The organism is Xanthobacter lutulentifluminis (assembly GCF_043194675.2).
Lineage (GTDB): Bacteria > Pseudomonadota > Alphaproteobacteria > Rhizobiales > Xanthobacteraceae > Xanthobacter.
Genome location: NZ_CM195525.1, coordinates 780,024 through 805,731 on the forward strand (window position 1 = coordinate 780,024; position 25,708 = coordinate 805,731).

26 protein-coding genes and 1 other RNA gene are annotated in these 25,708 nt (G+C 72.1%); 9 read left to right on the forward strand and 18 right to left on the reverse strand.

Annotated features, from left to right (window positions below; all coding sequences use genetic code 11):
* Positions 1 to 39: 39 nt before the first annotated feature.
* Together V5F49_RS03540 and V5F49_RS03545 are read right to left on the reverse strand one after the other, a co-directional pair.
* Positions 40 to 219: a hypothetical protein gene (locus V5F49_RS03540; protein WP_394114558.1), complete on the reverse strand. Its 180-nt coding sequence runs from the start codon at positions 217 to 219 to the stop codon at positions 40 to 42.
* Between the two features lie 342 nt (positions 220 to 561).
* A complete protein-coding gene (locus V5F49_RS03545) occupies positions 562 to 1,074 on the reverse strand; it encodes a thioesterase family protein (RefSeq protein ID WP_394114557.1) in 513 nt (170 codons plus the stop codon).
* Between the two features lie 214 nt (positions 1,075 to 1,288).
* On the opposite strand from V5F49_RS03545, the gene V5F49_RS03550 reads away from it, so the two are divergent.
* Together V5F49_RS03550 and V5F49_RS03555 are read left to right on the forward strand one after the other, a co-directional pair.
* Positions 1,289 to 2,701: an FAD-binding oxidoreductase gene (locus tag V5F49_RS03550; RefSeq protein ID WP_394114556.1), complete on the forward strand. Its 1,413-nt coding sequence runs from the start codon at positions 1,289 to 1,291 to the stop codon at positions 2,699 to 2,701.
* 64 nt (positions 2,702 to 2,765) lie between these two features.
* Positions 2,766 to 6,890 (forward strand): AsmA family protein, encoded by a 4,125-nt coding sequence (locus V5F49_RS03555; protein ID WP_394114555.1) that lies wholly within the window; start codon positions 2,766 to 2,768, stop codon positions 6,888 to 6,890.
* Between the two features lie 216 nt (positions 6,891 to 7,106).
* Here V5F49_RS03555 and V5F49_RS03560 read toward each other — a convergent pair whose 3' ends face one another.
* The 6 genes from V5F49_RS03560 to ygfZ form a co-directional block, all read right to left on the reverse strand.
* A complete protein-coding gene (locus V5F49_RS03560; RefSeq protein ID WP_394114554.1) occupies positions 7,107 to 7,631 on the reverse strand; it encodes a dihydrofolate reductase in 525 nt (174 codons plus the stop codon).
* Positions 7,628 to 8,887: a flavin monoamine oxidase family protein gene (locus V5F49_RS03565; RefSeq protein WP_394114553.1), complete on the reverse strand. Its 1,260-nt coding sequence runs from the start codon at positions 8,885 to 8,887 to the stop codon at positions 7,628 to 7,630. The genes V5F49_RS03560 and V5F49_RS03565 overlap by 4 nt, the downstream gene beginning before the upstream one ends.
* Positions 8,888 to 8,908: 21 nt before the next feature.
* On the reverse strand, positions 8,909 to 9,511 hold the full coding sequence (locus V5F49_RS03570; protein WP_394114552.1) for an SspB family protein: 603 nt from the start codon (positions 9,509 to 9,511) through the stop codon (positions 8,909 to 8,911).
* Between the two features lie 221 nt (positions 9,512 to 9,732).
* Positions 9,733 to 10,096, reverse strand: a transfer-messenger RNA (tmRNA) gene (gene ssrA / locus V5F49_RS03575).
* Positions 10,097 to 10,155: 59 nt separating this feature from the next.
* Entirely contained in the window at positions 10,156 to 10,776 is a 621-nt protein-coding gene (locus V5F49_RS03580; RefSeq protein WP_394114551.1) for a DNA-3-methyladenine glycosylase I, read from the reverse strand.
* Positions 10,777 to 10,786: 10 nt separating this feature from the next.
* The gene (gene ygfZ, locus V5F49_RS03585) at positions 10,787 to 11,665 is read right to left on the reverse strand and encodes a CAF17-like 4Fe-4S cluster assembly/insertion protein YgfZ (protein ID WP_394114550.1); all 879 of its coding nucleotides are present in this window, start codon (positions 11,663 to 11,665) and stop codon (positions 10,787 to 10,789) included.
* A 76-nt stretch (positions 11,666 to 11,741) separates the two neighbouring features.
* Here ygfZ and V5F49_RS03590 point away from each other — a divergent pair, with 76 nt between their 5' ends.
* Positions 11,742 to 13,082, forward strand: coding sequence for a dihydroorotase (locus V5F49_RS03590; protein WP_394114549.1), 1,341 nt, complete (start codon positions 11,742 to 11,744; stop codon positions 13,080 to 13,082).
* A 133-nt stretch (positions 13,083 to 13,215) separates the two neighbouring features.
* Here V5F49_RS03590 and V5F49_RS03595 read toward each other — a convergent pair whose 3' ends face one another.
* Both V5F49_RS03595 and xseA read right to left on the reverse strand, forming a co-directional pair.
* Positions 13,216 to 13,437 (reverse strand): DUF2093 domain-containing protein, encoded by a 222-nt coding sequence (locus V5F49_RS03595; RefSeq protein ID WP_394114548.1) that lies wholly within the window; start codon positions 13,435 to 13,437, stop codon positions 13,216 to 13,218.
* Between the two features lie 92 nt (positions 13,438 to 13,529).
* On the reverse strand, positions 13,530 to 14,984 hold the full coding sequence (gene xseA, locus V5F49_RS03600; protein WP_394114890.1) for an exodeoxyribonuclease VII large subunit: 1,455 nt from the start codon (positions 14,982 to 14,984) through the stop codon (positions 13,530 to 13,532).
* Positions 14,985 to 15,118: 134 nt separating this feature from the next.
* On the opposite strand from xseA, the gene purD reads away from it, so the two are divergent.
* From purD to V5F49_RS03620, 4 genes are all read left to right on the forward strand, one after another.
* Positions 15,119 to 16,384 (forward strand): phosphoribosylamine--glycine ligase, encoded by a 1,266-nt coding sequence (gene purD / locus V5F49_RS03605; protein ID WP_394114547.1) that lies wholly within the window; start codon positions 15,119 to 15,121, stop codon positions 16,382 to 16,384.
* Complete coding sequence (locus V5F49_RS03610; RefSeq protein ID WP_394114546.1) at positions 16,384 to 16,818, forward strand: acyl-CoA thioesterase; 435 nt, start codon at positions 16,384 to 16,386, stop codon at positions 16,816 to 16,818. The genes purD and V5F49_RS03610 overlap by 1 nt, the downstream gene beginning before the upstream one ends.
* 81 nt (positions 16,819 to 16,899) lie before the next feature.
* Positions 16,900 to 17,475: a DUF1214 domain-containing protein gene (locus V5F49_RS03615; RefSeq protein ID WP_394114545.1), complete on the forward strand. Its 576-nt coding sequence runs from the start codon at positions 16,900 to 16,902 to the stop codon at positions 17,473 to 17,475.
* Between the two features lie 128 nt (positions 17,476 to 17,603).
* Positions 17,604 to 18,137 carry a DUF1254 domain-containing protein gene (locus V5F49_RS03620; protein WP_394114889.1) on the forward strand — a complete coding sequence of 178 codons (534 nt, stop codon included), beginning with the start codon at positions 17,604 to 17,606 and terminating at the stop codon, positions 18,135 to 18,137.
* Between the two features lie 84 nt (positions 18,138 to 18,221).
* Here the strand turns inward: V5F49_RS03620 and V5F49_RS03625 are convergent, their stop codons facing one another.
* From V5F49_RS03625 to V5F49_RS03640, 4 genes are all read right to left on the reverse strand, one after another.
* Positions 18,222 to 18,416: a hypothetical protein gene (locus V5F49_RS03625; protein WP_394114544.1), complete on the reverse strand. Its 195-nt coding sequence runs from the start codon at positions 18,414 to 18,416 to the stop codon at positions 18,222 to 18,224.
* Positions 18,417 to 18,522: 106 nt separating this feature from the next.
* On the reverse strand, positions 18,523 to 18,867 hold the full coding sequence (locus V5F49_RS03630) for a DUF1491 family protein (RefSeq protein WP_394114543.1): 345 nt from the start codon (positions 18,865 to 18,867) through the stop codon (positions 18,523 to 18,525).
* Positions 18,868 to 19,578 carry a peptidoglycan-binding domain-containing protein gene (locus V5F49_RS03635; RefSeq protein ID WP_394114542.1) on the reverse strand — a complete coding sequence of 237 codons (711 nt, stop codon included), beginning with the start codon at positions 19,576 to 19,578 and terminating at the stop codon, positions 18,868 to 18,870.
* Complete coding sequence (locus tag V5F49_RS03640; protein ID WP_394114541.1) at positions 19,575 to 21,065, reverse strand: sensor histidine kinase; 1,491 nt, start codon at positions 21,063 to 21,065, stop codon at positions 19,575 to 19,577. The genes V5F49_RS03635 and V5F49_RS03640 overlap by 4 nt, the downstream gene beginning before the upstream one ends.
* Positions 21,066 to 21,308: 243 nt before the next feature.
* Between V5F49_RS03640 and V5F49_RS03645 the strand changes: the two genes are divergently transcribed.
* A complete protein-coding gene (locus V5F49_RS03645; protein ID WP_394114540.1) occupies positions 21,309 to 21,746 on the forward strand; it encodes a DUF5330 domain-containing protein in 438 nt (145 codons plus the stop codon).
* 132 nt (positions 21,747 to 21,878) lie between these two features.
* On the forward strand, positions 21,879 to 22,301 hold the full coding sequence (locus tag V5F49_RS03650) for a SufE family protein (RefSeq protein WP_394114539.1): 423 nt from the start codon (positions 21,879 to 21,881) through the stop codon (positions 22,299 to 22,301).
* Between the two features lie 51 nt (positions 22,302 to 22,352).
* Here the strand turns inward: V5F49_RS03650 and V5F49_RS03655 are convergent, their stop codons facing one another.
* The 4 genes from V5F49_RS03655 to V5F49_RS03670 all read right to left on the reverse strand — a co-directional run bounded on the left by V5F49_RS03655 (position 22,353) and on the right by V5F49_RS03670 (position 25,611).
* A complete protein-coding gene (locus V5F49_RS03655; protein WP_394114538.1) occupies positions 22,353 to 22,889 on the reverse strand; it encodes a hypothetical protein in 537 nt (178 codons plus the stop codon).
* Positions 22,890 to 23,000: 111 nt separating this feature from the next.
* Positions 23,001 to 23,123, reverse strand: a complete 123-nt coding sequence (locus tag V5F49_RS03660; protein WP_394114537.1) for a hypothetical protein — start codon at positions 23,121 to 23,123, stop codon at positions 23,001 to 23,003.
* 213 nt (positions 23,124 to 23,336) lie between these two features.
* Complete coding sequence (locus V5F49_RS03665; protein ID WP_394114536.1) at positions 23,337 to 24,368, reverse strand: GntR family transcriptional regulator; 1,032 nt, start codon at positions 24,366 to 24,368, stop codon at positions 23,337 to 23,339.
* Between the two features lie 448 nt (positions 24,369 to 24,816).
* Complete coding sequence (locus tag V5F49_RS03670; RefSeq protein WP_394114535.1) at positions 24,817 to 25,611, reverse strand: enoyl-CoA hydratase/isomerase family protein; 795 nt, start codon at positions 25,609 to 25,611, stop codon at positions 24,817 to 24,819.
* Between the last annotated feature and the right edge of the window lie 97 nt (positions 25,612 to 25,708).

Here is a 25,708-nt window from a genome sequence, read left to right on the forward strand (position 1 = left end):
AAGCCGGCCGGAGGATCATCCGGCCGGAGCGCGATCCGGTCAGACCACGACCGGGTCGTGGCCGTGGATCTCGAAATAGCGCAGATACTCGCGCTCGATCTGCTGGGTGTGGGCCGCCTTGGCAGCCTCCCACAGACGGGCGAGGAAGCCCTGGGGGGCGGCGGGGGTGGTCCTGCGAGTACGGACGAAGTTGGGGTCGGTGTAGCTGACGGCGCTCATGGAGGCCTACTCCTGCTAGGGGCTTTGTTGCCCTTGTTGCAGTGCAAGATACGCCTCGTGCAGGCGGGCCGGAACGCACGCCGTGGCATGCCAGCCCTGCGCCGCGCGCAGGATTCCACTCGCCCGGGCTGGGTAACCATCAAGATGAAATCAGAGAGGTTTGCGCCCGGCCGTCATCCGGCAAGGGGGCTCCGCGCACATGACCCTTTTCCGTCCGGAACGATGTCCCGGACACGATGTGGGCCAGTTGTGCGGACGAAGACGGCCGGCACCGTGGGGACAGGCGCGCTGCGAAGGCCCGAAGCCGGAGCACCGGGGGCCGCCGATGGGCGGCCCATCCGGTCAGGAACGCGTGGCCGGCATGTTGACCTTGCGGCCGATCCCGTCGGGCGGCGGCAGGGAGGCATGGGCGGCGCGCATGGTGGCGATGCGCTCCAGCACGTCGTCCGGGAAGGGCACGACGTGGCGGCTGCCGAGGTCCACATGCAGCAGCATCTGCTCGCAGGTGGCGGCCACCCACCCCTCGGTGGCATGATGCAGCGTCTGGAACACGTGCAGGCGCTTCTCGTCATAATCCACCAGCCGCAGGGCGGCGCGCACCGGCGCGTTGGGCGCCAGCTCCCTGAGGTAGCGCACATGGCACTCGGCGGTGAAGAAGGAGGCGCCGCGGCGCGCTGCATAGGCGGGCCCGAGGCCGAGCAGGCACAGGGCCTCATCGGCGGCGCGGTCGAAGATGAGCGTGTAATAGGCCACGTTGAGGTGGCCGTTGTAGTCCACCCACTCGCTCTCCACCTTCATCGCCGAGGCGACGAAGGGCGCGAAGAACACAGGTTCAAAGTCGATCCGGTCCAGCATGGCCGCCTCGCTTCGTCTGCAGTAATGTGCCGTTGGTAAGCACACTGTGACGCGAGATGAGGCATTCGTCACGCCCCCGGAGGCGCGAAAAACCGAATCAAAAAAGTCACTGTCAAGGTCATTCCGCTCCATACCGGCACCCGGATCCCTCCTTTCTGGGGATAAGTCCCGGGCCGCCAGCCTGCCCGGGCATGGCAAAGTTAAGGAATCGTAAATGGTTGTTGCAGCCGCGAATTCGCAGCCGTCGCGCCAGGAGCGCGCGCTCACCGCAGTGGCCGAGCTGAAGGCTCGCCTTGGTCACAAGATCGTGAGCGGCCTCGCCGTCCGTCAGCAGCACGCGAATGTGACCACCTACCTGCCCAACGAGCCGGCAGACGCCGTCGTCTTCGCCGAATGCACGGAAGATGTGCAGGAGGTCGTGCGCACCTGCGCGGCCTACGAGGTCCCGGTGATCGCCTGGGGTGCCGGAACGTCGCTGGAAGGGCATGTGAATGCGCCCTACGGCGGCATCTGCATCGATCTCTCGCGCATGAACCGCATCCTCGCCGTGAACACCGAGGACCTCGACTGCGTGATCGAGCCCGGCGTCACCCGCAAGCGGCTGAACGAGGAGCTGCGCGACCAGGGCCTGTTCTTCCCCATCGATCCGGGCGCGGACGCCTCGCTCGGCGGCATGGTCTCCACCCGCTGCTCCGGCACCAATGCCGTGCGCTACGGCACCATGAAGGACAACGTGCTCTCGCTGAAGGTGGTGACCCCCACCGGGGAGATCCTCACCACCGCCACCCGGGCCCGCAAGTCCTCCGCCGGCTACGATTTGACCCGCCTTTACGTGGGCGCGGAAGGCACGCTCGGCATCGTCACCGAGATCACGCTGAAGCTCTACGGCATCCCGGAGGCGGTCTCGGCCGCGGTCTGCCCGTTCCCCAGCGTCGAGGCGGCCTGCAATACGGTGATCACCACCATCCAGAGCGGCATCCCCGTGGCCCGCATCGAGCTCCTGGACGAGATGCAGGTGAAGGCCTCCAACGCCTATGCCAAGCTGGCGCTGGCGGAGACGCCCACCCTGTTCCTGGAGTTCCACGGCACCGAGGCGAGCGTGCATGAGCAGGCCGAGCGCTTCGGCGAGATCGCCGCGGAGTTCGGGGGCGGGCCGTCCGTGTTCGCGGTGAAGCCCGAGGATCGCACGAAGCTGTGGCAGGCGCGGCACGATGCCTATTGGTCCGTGCTGCCGCTGCGCCCCGGCGCCAAGGCGGTCGCCACCGACGTGTGCGTGCCCATCTCCCGCCTCGCCGACTGCGTGATGGAGACGAAGCGCGACATCGAGGAGATGGGCCTCATCGCCCCGATCGTCGGCCATGTGGGCGACGGCAACTTCCACACCACCCTCATGGTGGACGTGGACGACCCGGAGGATTTCGCCAAGGCCAAGCTCTACATGAAGCGCCTGGTGGAGCGGGCGCTGGCCATGGGCGGCACCTGCACCGGCGAGCACGGCATCGGCCAAGGCAAGATGAAATACATGGCCGCCGAGCACGGCGATCCCGCCCTTGAGGCCATGCGCGCCATCAAGCGCGCGCTCGATCCCAAAAACATCATGAATCCGGGCAAGATCGTCGCGTTGTGATCGCAATCCCTGCGCATAGGGTGGGAAGCCCCCGCCCGGAGGGGGTGGTGTCGGGGAGACAGGTGTGCAGGGGATTCTGATCAGTCTCGCCACGGCGGTGATCCTGGCCATCGGCGGGGCCTTCGCCGCGCCGTTCGTGGTGGACTGGAACACGTGGCGCGGCACGTTCGAGACGGAGATCGGCCGCGCCCTCGGCCTGCCGATCGTCATCCGTGGCCCCATCGACGCCGAGATCCTGCCCGCCCCGCGCGTGACGCTGCGCGACGTCACCCTCGGCGACGTCGTCTCCACCGGCGGCACCGTGAAGGAAATGACGGCGGAGCTTTCCCTCGGCGCGCTCCTGCGCGGCGATGTGGAAGCCACTGGCGTGCGCCTCGACCGGCCGCAGATCCGCCTCGTGCTCGACAGCGCCGGCCGCCTCGCCCTGCCCACCGGCGCGGCCCGGCCCACCGACCTCTCCATCGCCCGGCTCGAGGTGAAGGGCGGCAGCCTCGACCTGCTCGACCGCGCCTCCGACCGCACCGCCAGCCTCACCGGCTTCGACGTGAAGGGCGAGGCGCGCTCCCTCTCCGGCCCGTTCCGCCTCGACGGCGAGCTGGACGCCGCCGGCACCCGCTTCGCCCTGCGTGCCAGCCTCGGCAAGATCGGCGACGACGGCGCCGGCCGCCTCAAGCTGGCGCTCGACGGCCGAACCGGGCCCTATGCCGTGGACCTTGACGGCAATCTCAACCTGTCCGGCGCGCGCCCCCGCTTCGACGGCAAGGCCACCCTCGCCCGCCGCGGCGGCGAGGGGCTCGACGCCTGGCAGTTGTCCGGCACGCTGAAGGCCAGCCCCGAATCCGTGCTGGCGGACAATCTCGACCTCGCCCTCGGCGGCGCCCAGACGCCGGCCCAGCTTTCCGGCTCCGGCAAGCTCACGCTCGGCCGTGCGGTGGGGCTCGACGCGGTGCTGAACGCCCGCAGCCTCGATCTCGACGCGCTGTGGGCCGCAGGCGAACGCGCCCAGTCGCCGCGCGGCGCCGCCCCGCAGCCGGCCGACCAGAACCCGGCCGGGGCGCTCACGCGCTTCCTCGGCGGCGTGGCCGGCCTGCCGGCGCCCGACATCGCCTCGCGCATCGGCCTCTCGGTGGAGCAGCTGATGCTGGGCGGCACGCTGGTGCGCGACGTGCGCGCCGACATCACCGGCGCCGCGTCCGGCTGGCGGGTCGATACCGCGGAAGCCCAGCTGCCCGGCAAGGCGGCGCTGCGCCTCTCCGGCACGCCGAGCCGCGCCGCCGGCGGCGGCTTCGACGGCAGCGTGACCTTCTCCGCCGACGATCCCGCCGTGTTCCTGCGCTGGGCCGCCCCCGCCGCGCCGCGCGAATATGTGGCGGCCGCCAAGGGGCCGGTGCGCATCACCGGGAAAGTCTCCGCCGGGCCGAGCCGGATCGCGGTGGAGAACCTCGACGCCACCTTCGCCGCCAGCCGCGTGCGCGGATCGGCCAATGCGGCGCTGGATGCCGGCGCCCCGCCGAAGATCAACCTGCGCCTCTCCCTCGACGGCTTCGACCTCGACCCGCTGGTGGCGGCGCTGCAGACGGCCGCTGCCGCAGTGGGCGGCGGAGCCGATGGCGCGCTCCAGCTGGACGGGCGCAACCTCACCCTCTCCGGACTGCCGCTGCGCGGCCTGAATTTCGATGCCTCCGCCACCGGCGGCAACTGGCGCCTGCAGCGCATCGTGCTGGATGACCTCGCCGGCATCCGCATCGAGGGCGCCGGGCGGATGGAGAATTTCTCCACCACGCCGCGCGGCGAGTTCAACGTCTCCGCCTCCGGCACGCGGGCGGACGGGCTCGTGCCCCTCGCCCGGCTCGTGGCCGGCGAGCAGACCGCGCAGGTGGTCTCCGCCCTCGCGCCCATCGCCGCGCCGGTGAAGCTCGCCAGCACCGTGGTCTGGAGCGAGGCCGGCGGCCGCAACATCAGCATCGCCGGCTCCATGGGCCAGCTCACGGGCGACGTCACCTTCGCCCGTAGCAATGCCGGCGTGCCGCTGCGCATCGCGTTGAAGGGCGATGCCACCGACGGCGCGCGCTTCCTTGGCGCCTTCGGGGTGGAGAGCCTTGGCCTGACGCTCGGCCAGCGGCTGGGGCCGGCGCGGATCGAGCTCTCCGTGGACCCGCTCGCCCCCAGCGAGGCGCAGGTGCGCGGCAAGCTCGCCCTCGCCGACATCACCGCGCAGCTGGACGGAACCGCCCGCATCGCCGGCGGCACCATCGAGCCCAGCTTCGCCGTGCGTCTCGACGGCGGCGACCTTGGACGCGTGCTGCCCCAAGCCGCCGCGGCGGCGGAAGGGCCCGTGCCTTCGGCCCTCGCCTTCACCCTGGCGCGGCGCGGCGCCGGCTGGCGGCTCGATGCCATATCCGGCTCGCTCGCCGCCGCCCCGGTCTCCGGCTATCTCGACTTCGAGCCCGGCCCGGTGCCGCGCTTCGGCGGCAAGCTCGCCTTCGACAGCCTGTCCCTGCCGCGCATCCTCGCCACCTTCGCCGCCCGCACCGGCACCGATGCCCCCGCCACCGCCGGCCCGTGGAGCGCGGCGCGCATCCAGCCGGCCTCGGTGAGCGGGCTGGGGCTCAATCTCGAGCTTTCGGCCGGGCGCCTCGCCGTGCTCGGGCCCTATGCGCTCGGCAATGCGCGCCTGCTGCTGGGCAGCGAGGGCGGCGACATCGACGTGCGCGATATGTCTGGCGCCATTGGTGGCGGCCGCGCAGCGGCGTCGCTCCGCGTGCGTCGGCAGGCCGACCTGCTTCAGGCCGACGGCCGGCTCGTGCTGGAGGACGTGGACGCCGCCGCCCTCGTCGCCCCGGCCGGCCCGCGTCAGCCGCCGCGCGGCCGGGTGAACCTGCTGCTCGATCTCGGCGGCTCGGGCCGCAGCGTGATGGGCGTGGTGCAGGCCCTGTCCGGACAGGGCACGCTCGGCGTGCGCGATCTGGTAATCGAAGGTGTCAGCCCCACAGCGCTCGAGGCCGTGCTGGGCGAGACCGCGACCCTTCCCGCCCCGCCCGACGAGCGGCGTGCTGCGCTGATGCTGGACCGCGCCCTGGCGCGCGGGCCGCTCCGCATCGGCTTCGTGGAAACCACGCTGGGCGTGGTGAACGGCACCGCCCGCCTCTCCCCCGCCCGCTCCACGGCCGAGGGCGTGCGCGTCGGCTTCGGCGGCAGCTTCGATCTGGCGCGCCTCGCCATGGATGCGAGCGTGGATCTGGAAGGACCCGAAGGCTCCGGCGGCGTGCCGGGCGGCAGCGTCGCCTGGCGCGGCCCCGTCACCAATCCCGAGCGTCGGGTGGCGGCGGCGGCGCTCACCAGCGTCGTCGCCATGCGCGCCATCGAGCGCGAGACCCGCAGGCTGGAGGAGCGGCAGGGCCGGGTCGTGCCCGATGGCACCGCGCCCGGCGCCGCGCTTCCGCCGGCCGTGCCGGCTCTCCGTCCCGCGCCGGCGCCGGCCTCGGTGTCCCCCGCCGCGCCTGCCCCGCAAGCAGCCCCGGCGCCCATACCCCCGACACCACCCGCCCCGGCTGCGCCCGCCGCCCCCTCCGCCGCGCGTCCGGCACCGGCACCGGTGCAGGCAGCCCCGGCACCCGTAACCCCGCCACCGCCCGCTCCGGCCGCACCCGCCGCCGCACGCCCGGCGCCGGCGCCTGTGCAGGCGGCCCCGGCACCCGTACCGCCACCGCCCGCTCCGGCTGCGCCTGCTCCGGCCTCACCTTCGGCGGCACGCCCGGCGCCGGCGCCCGTGCCCTCGTCGCCGCAGGCGGCACCCGCCGTACCGCCCGCACCCGGACGCCCTGCGCAGGCGGCGCCGGAGACGCAGGCGGCGCGCCCCGCCCCCGCGCAGCGACCGGCGGCGCCACAGGGCATCGAACGGCAGGACGCGCCCCCGGCCGGCTTCGGGGCGCCCACAGCGTCCGGCGCCGCCGGCACCGCGACGCCGGGCGATTCCTCCGCCGCCCGGCCCGAGAGCCGTCCCACGACGAGCCCGGCAACCGAGCGCCGGCCCGCCGTCGCGCGGCAGGCGCCGCCCCGCCGCGAGCGGCCGCAGGAGCTCCAACCCCCGCCCCGCCTCTATGCGCCGGCCCCCTCGGAGCCGACGCTGCCGCCGACGCGCGGCTTCGGCGACCTCCCCCGGCCGCCCGGCCTCGTCGGCGGACAATAGAAGCCACGCCTCATCTGGCCGCGCTCCGGCCGCGGGCACGGCCAAGCCGCGCGCGCAGCGGGGAGCTTGGCCGTGCCCGCATGGAGGACGCGGGCTAGATGTGCAGGTTCCGAGGACAGGTTCCGAAGACAGGTTCTTGGCGGCAGGGACTGCGGGCATGCCCCCGCCGCCGGCAGCGCAGGCGCGCCCGGCCGCCACGGCCTGCGAACGTCGCCGTCAGTCCGCGATGCGGCGCAGCGTGATGTAGGTGAAGGCCGCCTCGTCGGTCTCGCCCCGCAGCGGCCCTTCGCGCGCGTCCTCCCGCCACGCGGAGGGATCGAGCGGCGGAAAATGCACGTCGCCCTCGGGCGCGGCGTGAACCTGCGTCAGGTGCAGCAGCCCGGCGAGCGGCAGCGTCTCGCGGAACACCTGCTCGCCGCCGATCACCATGATCTCGTCGGCGCCCATGGCATCGGCGGCGGCGTCCGCCTCGGCGAGGCCGGCGGCGAGGCTGGTGGCGGTGCGCACGCCTTCCGGCACGGCGAAGGCGGGATCGGAGCTGATCACCACCGAGGTACGGCCCGGCAAGGGCCGGCCGATGGATTCGAACGTCCGCCGCCCCATCAGCAGCGGCTTGCCCCAGGTGAGCGCCCGGAAGCGCTTGAGATCGGACGGCAGGCGCCACGGCAGGCCGCCGCCGGAGCCGATGACGCCGTTCTCGGAGACGGCGACCACGAGGGCGAGCGGGTGGCGGGACTTCATGGCGCGGGCTCCAGCGAGGCGATGGCGGCCTCGGCCGCCGCGATGCCGGAGAGGTGGGCGCCGTGGCAGGTGGAGAAGGCCTGCCCGCCCAGCGCCTCGCCAGCGAAGAAGATGCGCCCGTCCAGCGGCGCATCGAGCCGCGCGCGCAGGTGCGCCCGGCCCGGCAGCGCGCAGGAATAGGCGCCGCCGATGAAGGGCATGCCGGCCCAGTCGGTGACATGGGCGCGCCGCACCCGCGATTTGATGCCGTTGCCGAACGCGGATGCCAGCACGTCCAGCGCGAAATCGGCGAGCGCCGTCCCGCCCTCGGCGGCGATGGCCTGCGCGGCTGGCCCGGCCACATGCACCAGCGCTGCCGGCGCGCCGCCGGGCCGGAGCAGCACCGATGCGCCGGCGCGTGCAGGATCTGCCGCGCTCACGCAATCCAGCGCGGTGCGCTCGGGCACGCCGAAGACGTCCCCGTCGAACAGCAGCGCCACCTTCTCGGCAAATCCCAGCGGCAGGGCCGCGAACGCCTCGGCGAGCTCGACCGGAAGCGCCGGCGCGAAGGCGAGCCGCCCGGACGCGATGACGGCGGTGGACACGGCCACCACCGCGGCCCGGCAGGAGAGCGCGCCACGCGGGGTCTCGATGCGCAGCCGCCGGCCGGAGCGGTCGATGCGCTGCACCGGGCAGTTGGTGGTCACCGGCAGGTCGCCGGCAGCGGCCAGCACCAGCGCGCCGTAGCCGTCGAGCACCGGCCAGTTGTCGTCGCTGTCGTGGTAATGGGTGAAATCCACCGCGGAGATGGCGTCCGGCCCGGCGGCGGCCATCAGTTCCAGCCAGTGGCGGGCGAGCGGCCCGTATCGTTCGGCGCCGCCCATGGCCGCGGCGGCGGAAATGTCGCGACCGGCGGCACCGGCGTCGAGGACCGCTTCGAAGGCGGCGTCCACCTGCGTGTCGGCCTCCGCCTTCTCCTCGGAAGAGGCGAAGCGATCGCCCAGATGCAGGCGGCGCGGATTGGGATTGTTGCCGCCCACCCGGAAGCCCAGCTGCCGGGCGATGGCGGTGAAGGGATTGGCGGTGGCGTCGTGCAGCCAGTGGCAGCCGAGGTCGAACGGCACGCCGAGAGTGCTGGTGTCGGTGGCGGCGCGCCCGCCCACCATTGGGGCGGCTTCGAGCACGCGGACGTCGATGCCAGCCGCGCGCAGACGGACGCCGGCCGCGAGCCCCGCCGCCCCGGCGCCGATGACCGCGACGTCGGCCTCGTCAGTCACGATCGCCGACCCGGAGCCGCGTCACTTCTTGTTGCGGAAGACGTCGAGCTGCACCACCTGGGCGCCGCCGGCCGGGCGCTCGCCCGCCTCCTTCTCGCCCTCGCCCTTCTCCGCGTCGGCGTCGGCGTCGCTGGGCGCGGAGGCGCTGGCCAAGGCCGGCTCGGAGGCCGCTCCCCGCGAGGGACGCGGACCGGGCGCGGCCGGAGCATTGGCCGAACGCGGCGGCTCGACCGGCAGGTCGTCATCCTCGGGCGCCTCGGCGTCGTTGGAGGCGAGCTCGAACTGGAGGCCGAACTTCACGGAGGGATCGAAGAAGCCCTTCAGCGCGGAGAACGGCACCAGAAGCCGCTCGGGAATGCCGCCGAAGGACAGGCCCACCTCGAACGAGACGTCGGTGACGATCAGGTCCCAGAACTGGTGCTGGAGAACGATGGTCATCTCCTCCGGATACTTCTCGCGCATGCGCTGGGACAGGCGGACGCCCGGCGCGCGGGTATCGAAGGAGATGTAGAAATGATGGTCGCCGGGAAGGCCGGTGCGGGCGACATCGGCGAGCACGCGGCGCACCACGGAGCGCAGCGCCTCCTGGGCGAGAAGATCGTAGCGGATGTGATCGACCGACATGAGCCCGCAGCACTTCCCCGTCCGGCCCGGTGAAACCGGATGACCGGCCCCGGGATGGGCAATCCCGCGACGACCGATGCATCACCGCTCCCGCCCGACGCCCGGACCACCGCAGGATGTCCGGTGGACCCCCTCCGACGAAGCCCGGCAACGCAGCCGCCCACGGGGCGGTTTCCGGCGAGGAGCCTTCAGCCTTCCCTCGTCCGGCCGGATGGAAGGGAAGTGGAGGCTTCTGTTGCCAGGTGCCTCCGAACCCCGCCTATCCAGTGCTACCCGGTAGGACTTTGATTTCGATCGTCAAACCGCTCACGCGGCCTGAGCAACCGGAGCATAGTTGTCGTTGGCAACTATAAGTTTAGCCCGATAACGGCGGTACCATGCCGAGCGAAAGTCTGCCCTTTACACCCTCGTCGATCCTGGTTCGCCCCCGCCGGAGCCCAACGCCCCGCAGGGGAGATGGGCTCTGGTGGAGGCGCCGGGTACTGCCCCCGGGTCCGAAAGGCTTATTACGACAACCATTTATCGCCATATCCGGCTTGCGCCGGCTCTTGGAATATAAGGCCCGGCCGCCGCCGATGAAAGGGGCGCGGGCCACAAAGTCGCCCGTCATCCCCCGCGAATCGGCATTCCCGTGCCGTGCCGGGTCAGGCCCGGGCGCAATGGCAGCCGGCGAGGTGGTCGTCCACCAGCCCGCACGCCTGCATGGCGGCATAGACGATGGTCGGCCCCACGAACTTGAAGCCCAGCCCCTTCAGGCGCTTGGAGAGGGCGCGCGACTGCTCCGTCTCGGCCGGGATGTCGGCGATGCGGCGCGGGCGGTTCAGGCGCGTCTCGCCATCCACCGCATCCCACATGAGGTCGGCGAACGAGGTCCCGGCCTCCTGAAGATCGAGATAGGCGCGGGCGGAGAGCACCGCCCCCTCCACTTTCGCCCGATTGCGCACGATGCCGGCGTCCTGCATCAGCGCCTCCACCTTGGCGGCGTCGTAGCGGGCGATGGTGGCGGGGTCGAAGCCGTCGAAGGCGCGGCGGAAATTGTCGCGCTTGCGCAGGATGGTGATCCACGACAGGCCGGCCTGGAAGCCGTCCAGCAGCAGCTTCTCGAACAGCGCCCGGCTGTCGCGCTCGGGCACGCCCCATTCGGTGTCGTGATAGGCCATGTAGAGCGGGTCCGTGCCGCACCAGAAGCAGCGGGTCACGCCGTCCTGGTGCGCGATCACGGGCGCCCGCTCGGCCCGCGCCGGGGCCGGCGTGTCCGCTGCCATGCGTGTCCTCTCAGCTGCCCTGGAACTTGCGGTCGAGCTCGCTCACCTTCTTCTCCCAGTCCAGCGAGAAGCTGGCCCATTCCGGCCGGCGCAGCTCCACCTCCACCGTGCCGGCCCGCAGGGGCACGCCCTCGGTGCGCGCGTCGGTGGCGCGGTCGAGCCGGACGGTGGCGATGCCGCGCCCGTCGGTGACGGAGGTGAGCTGCCCCACCGCCTTGTCACCGGCGGTGATCTCCTGCCCGGCATCGAGCGGCGCCGCGAACAGCACCTCCACCAGCCGGTTGCGCGGGGTGGACCGGTGCTCCATGCGGCTCACCACCTCCTGCCCCACATAGCAGCCCTTCTTGAAGTCCACGCCGCCGAGCTGATCCATGTCGGCCTCGTGGGGGAAGGTGTCGCCATAGGCGAAATCGGCTCCGCCCCTGGGAATGCCCAGCGCGATGCGGTGCGCCTCATAGGCGGCGGCATCGGCCGGCAGCGCCCCGGCGGCCGCGCGCGGCAGCAGCAGCCGGCGGCCGAGGGCCGGCAGGCGCGGATCTTCGTAGGACGCGCCCTCCGGCACGCTCCCCGCCTCCCCGAACACCGCCGCCACCGCGAGATCGGCGACGGTCTCGAACGTCACCTTGGCCCTGAGGCGATGGAAGGTGAGCCGCTTCAGCAGGTCCTCGGCGCGCTCGGCCGGCACGTCGAAGACATAGCTGTCCTCGCCGTCCCGGTAGAACAGGAAGTCGGAGATGATCTTGCCCTGAGGGGTGAGCAGCGCGCCGTAGCGCGAGGAGCCCACCGCCATGGTCTGCACGTTGCAGGTGATGACACCGTGGAGAAATTTCGAGGCCTCGGGGCCGGAAGCACGAATGAGAACACGATCGGTCAAATGAACGACGGGCATGGGACCGTCCTTGTCAGCAAATGAAAAACCAGATTTAAGGCCGCCTGCCTGTCCCAACAAGAGCGAGGCTCCTCCCATGCCCGTGACATTCGATCTGCTGCTGAAGGGCGGCGCGGTCGCGACCCCTGCCGGCATCGCCGTTGCGGACGTCGGAGTCTCGGGCGGGAAGATCCGCGCCATCGGCGATCTCTCCGCCGCGAGCGCCGGCGAAATGGTGGACGCCACCGGCCTCCACGTGCTGCCCGGCGTGATCGACACGCAGGTGCATTTCCGCGAGCCCGGCCTTGATCACAAGGAGGATCTGGAGACCGGATCGCGCGCCGCCGTCATGGGCGGGGTGACCGGCGTGTTCGAGATGCCGAACACCATTCCCCAGACCACCACCGCCGCCGCGCTGGAGGACAAGATCGCGCGCGGGACCAACCGCATGCACTGCGATTTCGCCTTCTATGTGGGCGGCACCCACGACAATGTAGCCGACCTGCCGGAGCTGGAGCGCCTGCCCGGCGCGGCCGGCGTGAAGGTGTTCATCGGCTCCTCCACCGGCTCGCTGCTGGTGGCGGATGACGACGGCGTGCGCAACATCCTGAAGGTGATCCGCCGCCGTGCCGCCTTCCACTGCGAGGACGAGCCGCGCCTCATCGAGCGCAAGGGCCTGCGCGTGCCGGGCGATGCCTCCTCGCACCCGGTGTGGCGCGACGAGGTGGCGGCGCTGACCGCCACCCGGCGGCTCGTCACTCTGGCGCGCGAGACCGGCGCCCGCGTCCATGTGCTGCATGTGACCTCGGCCGAGGAGATGGCGTTTCTCGCCGACGCCCGCGACGTGGCCTCGGTGGAGGTGACGCCCCATCACCTCACCATGGCTGCGCCGGACTGCTACGCCCGCCTCGGCACCCTCGCCCAGATGAACCCGCCGGTGCGCGACGCCCGCCACCGCGACGCGCTGTGGGCCGCCATCGCCGGCGGCGTGGTGGACGTGCTCGGCTCCGACCACGCGCCCCACACGCTGGAAGAAAAGCAGAAGCCCTATCCCGACAGCCCCTCCGGCATGACCGGCGTGCAGACGCTGGTGCCGCTGATGCTGGACCACATCGCCGCCGGCCGCCTGTCGCTGGAGCGCTTCATCGATCTCACCAGCGCCGGCCCGGCGCGCCTGTTCGGCATTGCCTGCAAGGGGCGGATCGTGGAGGGCTACGACGCCGACTTCACGGTGGTGGACCTGAAGCGCCGCGCCACCATCACCAACGGCTGGATCGCCTCGCGCGCCCAGTGGACGCCGTATGACGGCAAGGAGGTCACCGGCTGGCCTGTCGGCACCTTCGTGCGCGGGCGCAAGGTGATGTGGGAGGGCGAGCTCACCGGCCCCTCCGCCGGCCAGCCCATCCGCTTCCTCGAAACCCTCCAGCCGCAGCGCTGAAGCCGGACAAGATGGACGAAACGAAAAAGGGGCGTCCCGGCCGGGGCGCCCCCTTTTTCATGATCGCCGGTACGTGCGGCGCAGGGTTGCTCCCGCGGCAATCCACTCGCGCGGCAATCTACTCGCGCGGCAATTACTCGCGCGGCAGGTCGCGCACGCGAGTCAGCACCGCCTCGGGGCCCACATAGGCCTCCTGAAGGTCGACGCTCCAGTAGCGCAGCTCATCCAGCGGAATGTTCTGCCCGGTCACGGCGCAGCGCACGAAGCTGCCGGGCCGCAGGATACGGAACTCGCCGTCGAGGTAGCGCACCTCCGCCTCGCCGTGGGGCTCGGGGAAGCGTTCGAATCTGTTCATCACCGCAGTGGTCATCCTGAACTGTCTGGTTCAAACATAATCCCTCGCGCCGCAGCGCGAAAGGGGCGCCGGCTTCAGACCCTGCCGTCCCGTCAGTCGAACAGGGTCGGACCCTCGATCCGCCGGCTGCGACGGGGACGGCTCGTGGGGGCGGCGCGGCCCGGTGGCTCCGGCGGAAGCGGGGCATCGGCCCCTGCCCCGACCACCGCCGCGCGGCCGTCGGCAAACTCCAGCTCCAGCGCAACGCCGGGCGCGACGGCGGCGATGCTGCGCACCGGATGGCCGGCGCCGTCGCGCACCAGCGCATAGCCGCGCGCGAGCACATCCTTGTAGGACAGCGCCTTGAGCAGCTGCGCCGCCGACGCGAGCCGGGCGCCGCGCCGCTCGCTGGCGACGGAAAGCGCCAGCCGCAGGCGCTCGCCCAGCGCCCGAAGCCGGTCCTCCCCCCGGCCCATGCGGGCGCGCAGGGCATCGGGCGAGAGGCGGGCGCGGGCGGCGACGAGGCGCAGGCGATGGGCGTGGGCATTGGCCTTGAGCGCCCGCGGCAGCCGGTCGGCGGCCGCATCGAGCCGTTGGCGGGGCACCGCGAGCAGGCTCTCCGCCCCCGGCAGCAGGCGGGACAGCGCGCGCAGCTCCGCCCTTCGCCGCTCCATCAGCCGCACCGGCGCGGCGGCAAGGCGCGCGCCCAGGTCCTCCACCGTGGCGATGAGGTCCGAGCGCACCGGCACCACCATCTCCGCCGCGGCCGTGGGGGTGGGCGCGCGCACGTCGGCGGCGAAGTCGATGAGCGTGACGTCGGTCTCGTGCCCCACGGCGGAAACCAGCGGAATGAAGCTCTCGGCCGCCGCCCGCACCACCTCCTCGTCGGAAAATCCGAGCAGGTCCTCCAGCGCGCCGCCGCCCCGCGCCACCACGATCACGTCGGGCCGGGGAATGGGGCCGTCCGCCGGCAGGGCGTTGAAGCCGCGGATGGCGGCGGCCACCTCGGCGGCCGATGTCTCCCCCTGCACCCGCACCGGCCACACCACCACCCGGCGGGGAAAGCGGTCCGACAGGCGGTGCAGGATGTCGCGGATCACCGCCCCGGTGGGGGAGGTGACGACGCCGATCACCGCCGGGAGGAACGGCAGCTCCTGCTTGCGCGCGGGATCGAACAGGCCTTCCGCCGCGAGCCGGCGCTTGCGCTCCTCCAGCATGGCCATGATGGCCCCGGCGCCGGCGAACTCCAGCGCCTCCACCACGATCTGGTAGCCCGACTTGCCCGGATAGGTGGTGAGCTTGCCCACCGCCACAACTTCCAGCCCCTCCTCGGGCTTCAGGCGCAGGCGCTGGAACGTGCCCTTCCAGATCACCGCATCCAGCCGGGCGCCGGCATCCTTCAGGCTGAAATAGGCGTGGCCGGAGCCGTGCGGACCGCGATAGCCGGAAATCTCGCCGCGCACGCGCACATGGCCGTAGGCGTCCTCCACCGTCCGCCGGAGCGCGGCGGACAGCTCGGAAACGCTCCATTCCGGCGCATTCGCGCGGCTTTCGGGGGCATCCACCATCGAATCGGGGCCTTCAGTGCTCAAGGAAACAGCATAGCGGGAAGGTCCCTCATGCGGCGAGCGCAGAGCCTGCCTCTTGTTTGCGCGGCCGCGAGCCGATAGGGCGAATGTGACACGATCTCTGGGGAGGCCGCATGAACATCCTGCTGCTCGGTTCGGGAGGGCGCGAGCACGCCCTGGCCTGGAAGCTGGCGCAGAGCAAGCGTCTGGGACAGTTCTATGCCATCCCGGGCAACCCCGGCATCGCCGAGCATGCGGAGCTGGTGGAGGGCATCCCGCTCTCCGCCCATGACAGCATCGTGAAGTGGTGCAAGGAGAGCCGCATCGACTTCGTGGTGGTGGGCCCCGAGGCGCCGCTGGTGGCCGGCCTCGTGGACCGGCTGGAGGCCGCCGGCATCCCGGCCTTCGGCCCCACCGCCGCCGCCGCGCGGCTGGAGGGCTCCAAGCTCTTCACCAAGGAATTGTGCAAGGCCAACGGCATTCCCACCGCCGCCTTCGGCCGCTTCACCACCGCCGCCGAGGGCGCCGCCTATGTGCGGGCGCAGGGCGCGCCCATCGTGGTGAAGGCGGACGGGCTGATGGCCGGCAAGGGCGTTGTCGTCGCCTTCACCGTCGAGGAAGCCATCGAGGCGGTGGAGCAGGTGTTCGCCGGCGGCGGCACCGAGGTGCTCATCGAGGAATTCATGGAGGGCGAGGAGGCGAGCCTGTTCGCCCTGGTGGACGGTGAGACCGTCGTGCCGTTCGGCAGCGCGCAGGACCACAAGCGCGCGTTCGACGGCGACCTCGGCCCCAACACCGGCGGCATGGGCGCCTATTCCCCGGCCCCGGTGCTGACGCCGGAGCTGGAGCGCCGCGCCATCGAGGAGATCGTCATCCCCACCGCCCGCGCCATGGTGCGGGCCGGCACGCCCTATCGCGGCGTGCTCTATGCCGGGCTGATGCTGACCAAGGACGGCCCCAAGCTGGTGGAATACAACTGCCGCTTCGGCGACCCCGAGTGCCAGGTGCTGATGCCGCTCTTCACCGGTGACCTGGTGGAGGTGCTGCACGCCACGGCCACCGGGCGCCTTGCCGCGGTGACGCCGCTGTGGTCGCAGGATTCGGCGATGACCGTGGTCTACGCCTCGCGCGGCTATCCCGGCCCGCACCAGACCGGCAGCGAGATCGCCGGCATCGAGCGGGCCACCGCCGAGCCGGGGGTGATCGTGTTCCAGGCCGGCACCCGTCGCAAGGCCGGCATGCTGGTCTCCAACGGCGGGCGCGTGCTGAACGTCACCGCCACCGGCGCGACCCTTGGCGAGGCCCGGGACCGGGCCTACGGCGCGCTGGCGCGGATCGACTGGCCGGACGGCTTCTACCGCAGCGACATCGGCTGGCGCGCGCTGGGCCGGGGCGCGTGATGGCGAAGGAACGCGCGCCGCTGCCGACGCTGGACGAGTTCCCCATCCGGTCCGTGGATACCATCCGCTACGGCGACACGGACAAGCTGGGCCATGTCAACAACGCGGTGTTCTCCACCTTCCTGGAGACCGGCCGCACCGGCCTGCTGCTGCGCTCGGAGCCTGCGGTGGCACCGGAAGGGGCGGGCTTCGTCATCGCCCGTCTCGTCCTCGACTATCGGGCCGAGATGCACTGGCCCGGGCAGGTCGAGATCGGCACCGCGGTGCTCGAGATCGGCCGCAGCTCCGTCACGCTGGCGCAGGCCCTGTTCCAGGACGGCACCTGCACGGCGACCGCCGAGACGGTGATCGTGCTGTTCGACACCGTCCACCGCCGCCCCCTGCCCCTGCCGGAGGCGAGCCGCGCCGTGCTGGAGCAGCACAGGCGCCGCTAGGCTTCGCGCCCGGCCGCTCCGCCGGCTTTGCCCCCGGCGGCTTTGTGCTCTAGATAGGAGGCGACAGCCTCCGGACGTGCCGTGCGCCTTCTGCCTCTCGCCTTCACGCTTCTTCTCGCCACGGTCCTCGGGCTCGGCGTCACCTGGTTCGCCGTGACGCACTCGCGCGGGCTCGACGTGGTGCGCGCGGGCGCGTGGGAAGGCTGGCCGCGCGCCGGCACCGCCAAGGCGGACCCCTACGCCCGCGCCGCCTTCGCCCGCTCGGGCGAGCTGCCGCTGGAGCTGGCGGACGGCCTCCTCTTCCTCGCCAGCACGGACGATGCCGGACAACCGCTCGACGGCCGCTGCGAGACGCGCATCGTCGGCATCCTGCCCCAGGCACGGCTGTGGACGCTGACGGTGATGGACCAGGACGGCCACCTCATCCCCAATGACGCCGGCCGCTACGGCTTCACCAGCGCCGAGGTGGTCTACCGCGACGACGGCGCCATCGACGTGCGCCTCTCGCCCCGCGCCCGCGCCGGCAACTGGCTGCCCACCGGTGCCCGTCCGCGCCTGAAGGTGGCGCTGCGGCTTTATGATGCGCCGTTCTCCTTCACCTCCGGCGCGGCGGAGGCCTCGGGCCTGCCGCGCATCACCCGGGAGGCCTGCCAGTGAGCACGCTGGAGGAGCTGCGCGAGGAAGCCGGCGACGTCGCCGGCCGTCTCTCCCGCTTTGCCGGTGGAGCCGCCGCCCGCCTGCCGCGGCCACGGCTGCGCCGGCCGCACTTCGGCTCGCCCGGCCAGGTGCTGCTGTTCGCGGCATTCGCGGTGGTGCTGGGCGCGATCGCGCACATCGTCTCCATCCTCGCCATGCCGGCGCTGGCCGAGCGCAACGCCTATGCGCGCCTGTCCGAGCGGATGGAATCCAACACCATGACCCTGCTGCCGGACCCGACGCCGCAGCAGCAGCCCCTGCCCATGATGGACCCGGCCTTCATCTCCGCCGTGTGCCTCTATGATCTGGCGCAGGGCGCCCTGAAGGTGCGGGTGCCGGCCACGTCCGACTACACGTCGGTGTCGTTCTACACGGCGGACGGCCTCGCCTTTTATGCGCTGAGCGACCAGGCGGCAGGCAAGGTGATCGAGCTGGATCTGATGACCCCCAGCCAGAAAGCCGCGCTGCCGGAGGACGAGGAGATCACCGCCGCCGACCGGCTGGTGATCGAATCCCCGGCGCTGGAAGGCATCGTCGCGGTGCGCGCCTTCGTGCGCGAGCGGGGCATGCGGGATCTGGTGCGGCGCCAGCTGGAGGCTGCGGCCTGCACCCTGTCGAACTGACGGAACGGAAAGCCGTCGCGCGCGGGCATCTCGGGCCACGCGGGCGTTCATTCACCGGCGGGCCTGCGCCGGCGCGGAGCCGCGTCAGTGGGCGCGGCGGCCGTTGCCCAGCGGCATCACCGGCCCGGGCAGGCGCGCCTCATGCCGCTCGATGCGCACCACCGGCAGGATAACGATATCGGCCTCGCGCCGCTGTGCGCGCGTGCCGTCCCCGCGATCGTCCGGCCTGAGGCGGGGCGCCACGGGGCGCGTCCCGGGAAACGCAATGACCGTGCTCATGCTCTGATCCTCCATCGAGAGCCGTGATCACAACGTCGCTTGCGTCCTTATGGTTTCCTGAACCTTAACGATCCATTAACCGACCCCTGCCGGCCGGCGGCCGCGATCACGCTTTCGCGAGGTCGAGAAAATGGCGGCCGGCCCGGTCCTCGATCTCCACCACGAAGATGTCGGGGTCGAATTTCAGCTCGCGGGCGATGCGCGCATCCGCGTCGGCCTCGGGACGGCCGGGCGCGATGATCATGCTGAACAGGCGGTCGGCGGGGGCGCTTTCGTCGAAGGCGCTCTGCGGCGCCGGTCCATAGAGGGCGGCGGTGCCGTCGAGCTGCGAGACCTTCACGAAGATGGCGCCCGCCTCCTCCGCGCCGCGCCGGACCACGGCTGCGAAAGCACCCTCCACCTGCGCGCGGCGGATGAGGGCGGAGACGAAGATGGCGCTCTTCAGCCGCATTCAGTTGATCGCCGTGCCGGAGACGGAGGCGAGCTCGCGCACCAGCCGGTCGGACATCTCCCCGTCGGGCGAGAGATTGCGGTCGCGCTGGAAGCGCTGGATGGCGGTGCGGGTCTCCCCGCCCGGCCGTCCATCCACCTTGAGCGGACCGTAGCCGAGCTTCGCCAGCGCCTTCTGCACCGCGAGGATGCGCGGCGAGGCCGTCACATCCGCCGGCGGGCGGACCGCGCCGGTCACGTCGGCCGTCGCGCCGACGCTGGCCGGCGGACGCCGGGGCGGCGGCTCGGAAGCGGCATCCGCGGTGGCGCGGTTGGGGGTGGCCGTGACGGGCACGAGCGGTGCCGCGGTTCCGGTCACGGTGGTGCGGATGGAGAGGTAGCCAAGCGCGCCGTTCGTGGCGCCTCCGGCCTGGGCGGCAGGCGCGGCGGCCGCGTGGGCCGGCGGCAGGGGCACGGTGGTGCGGTTGCCCTTGCCGCGGTCGAACGCCTGGATGGCGCCGGCGGGGCGCGCTTCCGGCAGCGGCGCGCCGGCGGGCGGGGCCTGCAGCAGCAGCACGTTCGCGAGGAAACCGCCACACGCCACCACCGCCACCAGTCCGGCGAGGATGTCGAGCCGGCGCAGGCGACGCTGCTCCGGGGTCGGTCCGTCGGCGAGGTGGACGTCCGCGACGGGCTCCGCGGCCGCTCCGTCCATGACAGGTTCGAGCTTCATGCCATCCTCTTCGCGCGGGTTTCATCCATCCGGGCCGGAAACGGCGCCACCACACCCTCCGGCCGTGCCACCTCCGCCGGAGCCACCGCCCGCGGCAGGCTGACGGTGACGCTGGTGCCGCGCCCCGGGGCGCTCTCCACCCGGAAGGTGCCGCCGTGCAGCTTCACCAGCCCCTTCACCACGGCGATGCCGAGGCCACTGCCGCGCGCCCGCTGCACGCAGTCGCCGGCCTGGAAGAACGGTTCGCCGAGCCGCGCCACGTCCTCCGGCTTCATGCCGGGGCCGGTGTCGCGCACGCGGATGTCGAGCGCCTCGCCCTGCAGGCGCACGCTCACATGCACCCGGCCGCCGGCGGGGGTGAACTTCACCGCGTTGGACATGAGGTTGAGCACGATCTGCCGCAGCGCGCGCCGGTCGGCATCGAGCGTCGGCAGGCGCGGGGCGAAGGAGGTCTTGACGGCGACCGCGGACTTGCCCGCATCGAGCGCCACCATCTCGGCGCAGCCGGCCACCAGCGTCACCACGTCCACCGGCTCGCGCTCGAGCTCGTAGGCGCCGGCCTCCACGCGGGAGAGATCGAGAATGTCGTTCACCAGCCCCAGCAGGTGCTGGCCGCTCTCATGGATGATGCGCGCGTAGTCGGCCTTGCGGGCGTCGTCCATGGGCGCGCCGGCCTCGGTGGCCAGCAGCTCCGAGAAGCCGAGGATGGCGTTGAGCGGCGTGCGCAGCTCATGGCTCATGGCGGCGAGGAACCGGCTCTTCGCGGCGTTCGCCTCCTCCGCCTCGGCGCGGGCGCGGGCGGCGGCGGCGGCCTTCTCGCGCTCGGCGGCGGCGGCCTGCCAGGGGGCGCGCCAGATGATGCGCACCTGTCCACCCTCTTTTTGCCCACCCAGCTTTTGCCCGCCCCGCACCGGCGCGCAGCGCGCTTCCACGGTCATGAAGGAGGGCGCCCCGTCAGGCGGCAGGTCGCAGCGCAGCCGCAGGCCGCAGGTTCCCACGCGCCCGGCGGCGGCGGCCTGGACGGCGGACAGGAAGGCGGGACGATCCGCCACCAGCACGCGCTCGAACAGCGCGGTACCGGCGAAGGCGGCAATGGGGGAGCCGGTGAACGGGCCCTGCCGGGCCTCGACGGCGGAGACCTCGCCGCGCGGGCCGTGGCGGGTCACGAGCAGGGCGTCGTCGGGCACCTCCTCGCTGGCGCGGGCCGCGGCGCGGGCAAGGCCGCCGGCCACCGCCGCCAGCGCGGCGCACACGAGGCCGATGGTGACCAGCACGGCGGCATTGACGAACGCGCCCTGCACGAGGCCCGAGACCTCGCCCACCAGCGCGATGCCGCCGAAGGCCAGGCCGAGGATGCCGAGGGCGGTCAGGATCGCCCACGTCACCCGGCCGAGCACCGCGAGGCGCGGCAGGGCCGCTGCCCCCGCGTCCCGCGCGGAGGCGGGGATATCGCGCTCCGCCGCGTCGCTGATGCCGAGGTGCCGCACGTGGGTTGCCTGCCAGCTGCCGTTTGTCCGCAGATCCGGCGCGCCGGAGGGGATCGCGCCTTGTCGGAAACCCTCGCACGGGAGCTTTAAGCGAACGCTAAGCGCCGACCGCAGCCGGCGGCAGCGTTAACGATGTCTTGAAAAGTCGGGGGAGCCGACCGGCGCGCCGGCGCCCGCAGCCGCCCGGCTCCGGTATAATCGGGGGGCGCCCAAGAACAGGCGCGTCCGTCAACCGAGGGAGCCATGTTCTTCCTGCTGCGCCTCGCCTTCCTCATCGGCCTCGTGCTGCTGCTCCTGCCGCTCGGCCTCAAGGGCCAGGACGGGCGGGAGGTGAGCGTGTTCGAGACGTTCGGCGCGGTGCAGGCGCTGGTGTCCGACCTGCGCGGCTTCTGCGATCGCCAGCCCCAAGCCTGCGCCGTGGGCGGGCAGATGGCCAGCCATCTGGCGGAGAAGGCGCAGGTGGGCGCCAAATGGCTCTACGATTCGCTCGGCCATGCCCCGGCAGCGGACGGCAGGCCCGAGGCGCCCCGCCCGGCCGGCAGCGCCGCCGGTTCGCTCACGCCCGAGGACCTCGCCCCCGTCTGGGGCGGCGGCGAGAACGGCCGCACCATCCTGCCGCCCGGCGCCCCGCCGGCCGGCCCGGCCGCCCAGCCGCCGCTGCCGCCGCGCCGCCCGGCCTGACCGAGACATACCGCTTTACCGGCGAGAAAATCGCCGACGCCTTGCCGGCTGTGTTATGCTGCGATGCAAGGATTGACCGTCGCCCGCCAGACATTGCGGCCGGGCGCGCAGGTGGGACGAGGAATTGGCCTCATGAACGCAGACGACCTCATTGCCGACTTTGAATTCCTGGACAATTGGGAAGACCGCTACCGCCACGTGATCGAGCTCGGCAAGAAGCTGCCGCCGTTCCCGGAGGCCGAGCGCAACGAGACCAACAAGGTGCAGGGCTGCGCCAGCCAGGTGTGGCTCATCTCCGAGCTGAAGCAGACCCCCGCCGGACCGGTCATCGAGTTCCAGGGCGATTCGGACGCGCACATCGTGCGCGGGCTCGTGGCGGTGCTGCTCACGCTGGTGTCGGGCCACAGCCCCAAGGACATCCTGGAGACCGACATCCTCGGCGTGTTCCGGCAGATCGGGCTTGAGGGGCACCTGACCCCCCAGCGTTCCAACGGCCTTCGGTCCATGGTGGAGCGCATCCGCGGCCACGCCCGCGTCGCCCTCGCCGCCGCCTGAGACCGCGCGGCGGGGAAAGGTCCGGCTCCGCCCCGCCCTATCCCGGCAGCCCTATCCCGGCAGGTCGCCGCGGACGCTCACGTCCGCGCGAGCCAGCCGGCGGAACAGCGTGCGCTGGCGGGCAATGGGCCACCAGTCGTACAGGAAGATCTCCATGGGCCGCCACAAGGCGACCCATCCGAGGATGATGAGCCCCTCGGCGGCAAACCCCGCGAGCGTCTTGGAGTAGGTGCCCTCGCCGATGACCCCGGCGAGGACCATGCAGAGCGCCAGCACCACGCCGCCGATGGCGAGCGAGAGCCGGCCGATGCGGAACAGCTCCTTCAGCTCGGCTGCAAGGGTCGCCTCCCGGCCTTCGAAATAATGGCGCAGCGCCTCGGGCAGCCCGGCCGCCTCCGCCGTTTCCGCCTGCGACCCGGGCAGATGCACCACGACGCGCACCGGCGCGGCGCGCGGAAGCTCGCGCGCCCATTCGACGATGAATGCCTCGGCATCCGGATCGAGATCCCGCTCCCGGAAGGGAAAGGGGTCCAGCATGTTGAAGAGCTGCGACACCCGCTCCACGCGGATCTCGATGTCAGTGACCATCAGGCGGGGCTCGGAGGCGGGCACGGCGCGAGGCGCGCGGGCAGGAACGGGCGCTGGTGGGGAAAGCTCGAAGAAACGGGGCCCGCCGGAAGCAGGCCCCGATGGGGCCGCTCAGCGTCGCTCGCGCCGGGCGCGGACACGCACGGGCACCGGCTGCCTGCGCCGCGCCGCAAGCTGGGCGAGCGCCATCGCAGCGAGCGCGGCGAGGGCAGCGGAACCGGCAACGAGAGACATGGACATTCTCCACCGCAACGCCGGCAGAACCTGTCTTCGGGCAGATCCATGCGCCGGCGAACAACGCAATCTTAAACCGGCTGGCGCCGAGCGCCACCCGTCCAGATCAACAAATGGGCCTTTGCGCCCGCCGCGCCAAGGCGGTCACGCCCATGTGACGACAGAGGGTGACAACAGAGGATGACGACAGAGGATGACGACGCGGGCCGCCCCTCACAGCGGCGCCAGATAGGGCAGCATGCCCGGGGCCTCGCTCCGGCGCACCCGTTCGAGCCGCTCCATGGCCCGCACGAACGAGCCATCGAGATGGCTGCGCAGCGCCACCACCGCCGCGTCCGCATGGCCGGCCAGCAGCCGGTCGGCCACGTCGAGGTGCTCGGCAAGGAACGGCTCTCCCCGCTGCCCGCGCGAGGCGGCGTCATAGAGGAAGGTCAGCGCCACCAGCAGGGTCTGGTAGGTCGAGAGCGCTTCCATCAGGGTGGCGTTGCCGCAATGGGCGAGGAGGTCGATGTGCATCTCCTCCTCGAGCGCGCTCAGCCGGGCACCGTCGATGCCGGCGGGCGCGTCCAGGGCGTCGCGCAGGTTGACCTTCAGCCGGTGGAGCGCGGCCGGCGGCAGCCTTGGCGCGGCGAGCCGCAGCGCCGCCGGCTCGAGGATGGCGCGCATCTCGAACAGCTCGGCCAGATAGCCCGGCGTCAGCGCGGGCGCGAACCAGTGCAGCCGCGCATGCTTGCGGACGATGCCGCGGCGGTGGAGGCGCGAGAGCACCTCCCGCGCCACCGTCCGGCTGACGCCGTAATGCGCGGCGAGATGGTTCTCCACCAGCCGGAACGCCCCGAAGGCGCTGCGGGCCACCACCTCGTGCTCGACTTCCTTGTAGATGCGCTCGCCGGTGGATTCGGGCGCAAGCTGGATGGCGCCGTCGCCCTCCGGCTCCCCGGCCGGCGGAACCTGCGCGATCTCATCCCGGGCCGCCCCCTCCACCGCCAGAATGACGAAGCCGTGGCCTTCCGAGCGCTGCACCAGGCCGATCTCGGCCAGACGCGCGAGGGCCTGGCGGGCCGGGGCGCGGGAAATGCCGAAGCGATCGGCGATGCGGGATTCAAGCAGCCGCTCGCCGGGCGCGAGGGCCCCGGAGCGGATCTGCCCGGCGAGGATGTGGAATGCCCGTTCGTGGAGCCGGGGCGCCAGCGCCGAGCGCGCGGTGCCGTAAGCCGTCTCCTCTGCGGTTTCGTCGCGGGCCATCCGGCTCGCCTGCTGCATCGGGCTTCCTCGGTCCCCATCCCCAGTGCGCTGCATCAGGCGGCAGCGCATCCGCGAAAGGTGCCGGACCCGAAGCCGGATGCCAAGCGGTGCAATGGCTTGGGGGTGGAGCGGGATGCCGCACCCCGACGTTGGACGGAAGCGGAAAGTATGAGGGCGCCCGCTCCGGCTGCCCGCAGGATCAGCGCTCCGCGCCCGATAGGGTCAGCCGAAAACGACAGCGCCGACGATGATGCCGTAGGCGAGAAGGAAGAGGATGCTGTCCCGAAGGACCTGTCCACGAACCTGGGTCATATTCCACATTCCATAATTTCCAGCAGTTTTATGGAATGATGGAAATAAGTCAATAACCAGTTTTATCATGTGGTTTTGGAAGCCACCCTTTCCGCTCCGGCGCGCGCCGCGGCCGAAGCCGCGGCGCAGGGGCCACTCAGCGCCCTTCGAACACTGCGGGGCGCTTCTGCACGAAGGCGGCGACGCCCTCGGCGAAATCGTGGGTCCCCGCGCTGGCGACGAAGGCGTCGCGCTCGGCGTTCAGCTGCTCGGTGAGGCTGTGGCCGAAGGAGGCCCGCATCAGGTGCTTGATGCGGCCGTAGGCCAGCGTCGGCCCGGCGGCGAGGCGCTTCGCCAGCGCCTCGGTCTCGGCCGCGAGGTCGGCGGCGGGCACCACCTTGTTCACCAGCCCCAGCCGCAGCGCCTCGGCGGCGTCCACCTGATCGGACAGGAGGGCGATCTCCAGCGCCTTGCGCAGGCCCACCACGCGCGGCAGCGAGAAGCTGGCGGAGCCGTCCGGCGAGGTGCCGATGCGCGCGTAGGCCAGGTTCATCTTCATGTCGTCGGCGGCGATGGCGAGGTCCGCCGCCAGCGCCACGGACACCCCCGCCCCCGCCACCGCGCCGTGAAGGCACGCGATCACCGGCGCCGGCATGGCGGCCAGCGCGAGAACGCAGTGGTGAAAGGGATCGATGATGGCGTTGACCACCTTCGGCGCGTCGCGGCCCGCCTCGTGGAAGCGGCCCACGTCGCCGCCGGCCATGAAGGCGCGCCCCTCGCCGGAGAGCACGACCACGCGCACGCTCCGGTCCTGGGCCACCTCGTCGACGGCCGCCCGGAAGGCCAGCACCGCCGCCTCGTTGATGGCGTTCAGCACCTGCGGACGGTTGAAGCGGATACGGGCGATGCCCTCCGCGATATCGAGGCGGATGGGGTTGTCTTCGGCGCTCATGGACGCTCCTCGCGCGACCGCCGCATCGTGCGGCGGTTCAATCGTATGGAGCGTCAGGCTGCCAAAGGCGCGGCGCCGCCACAAGCGGCGCCGGCCG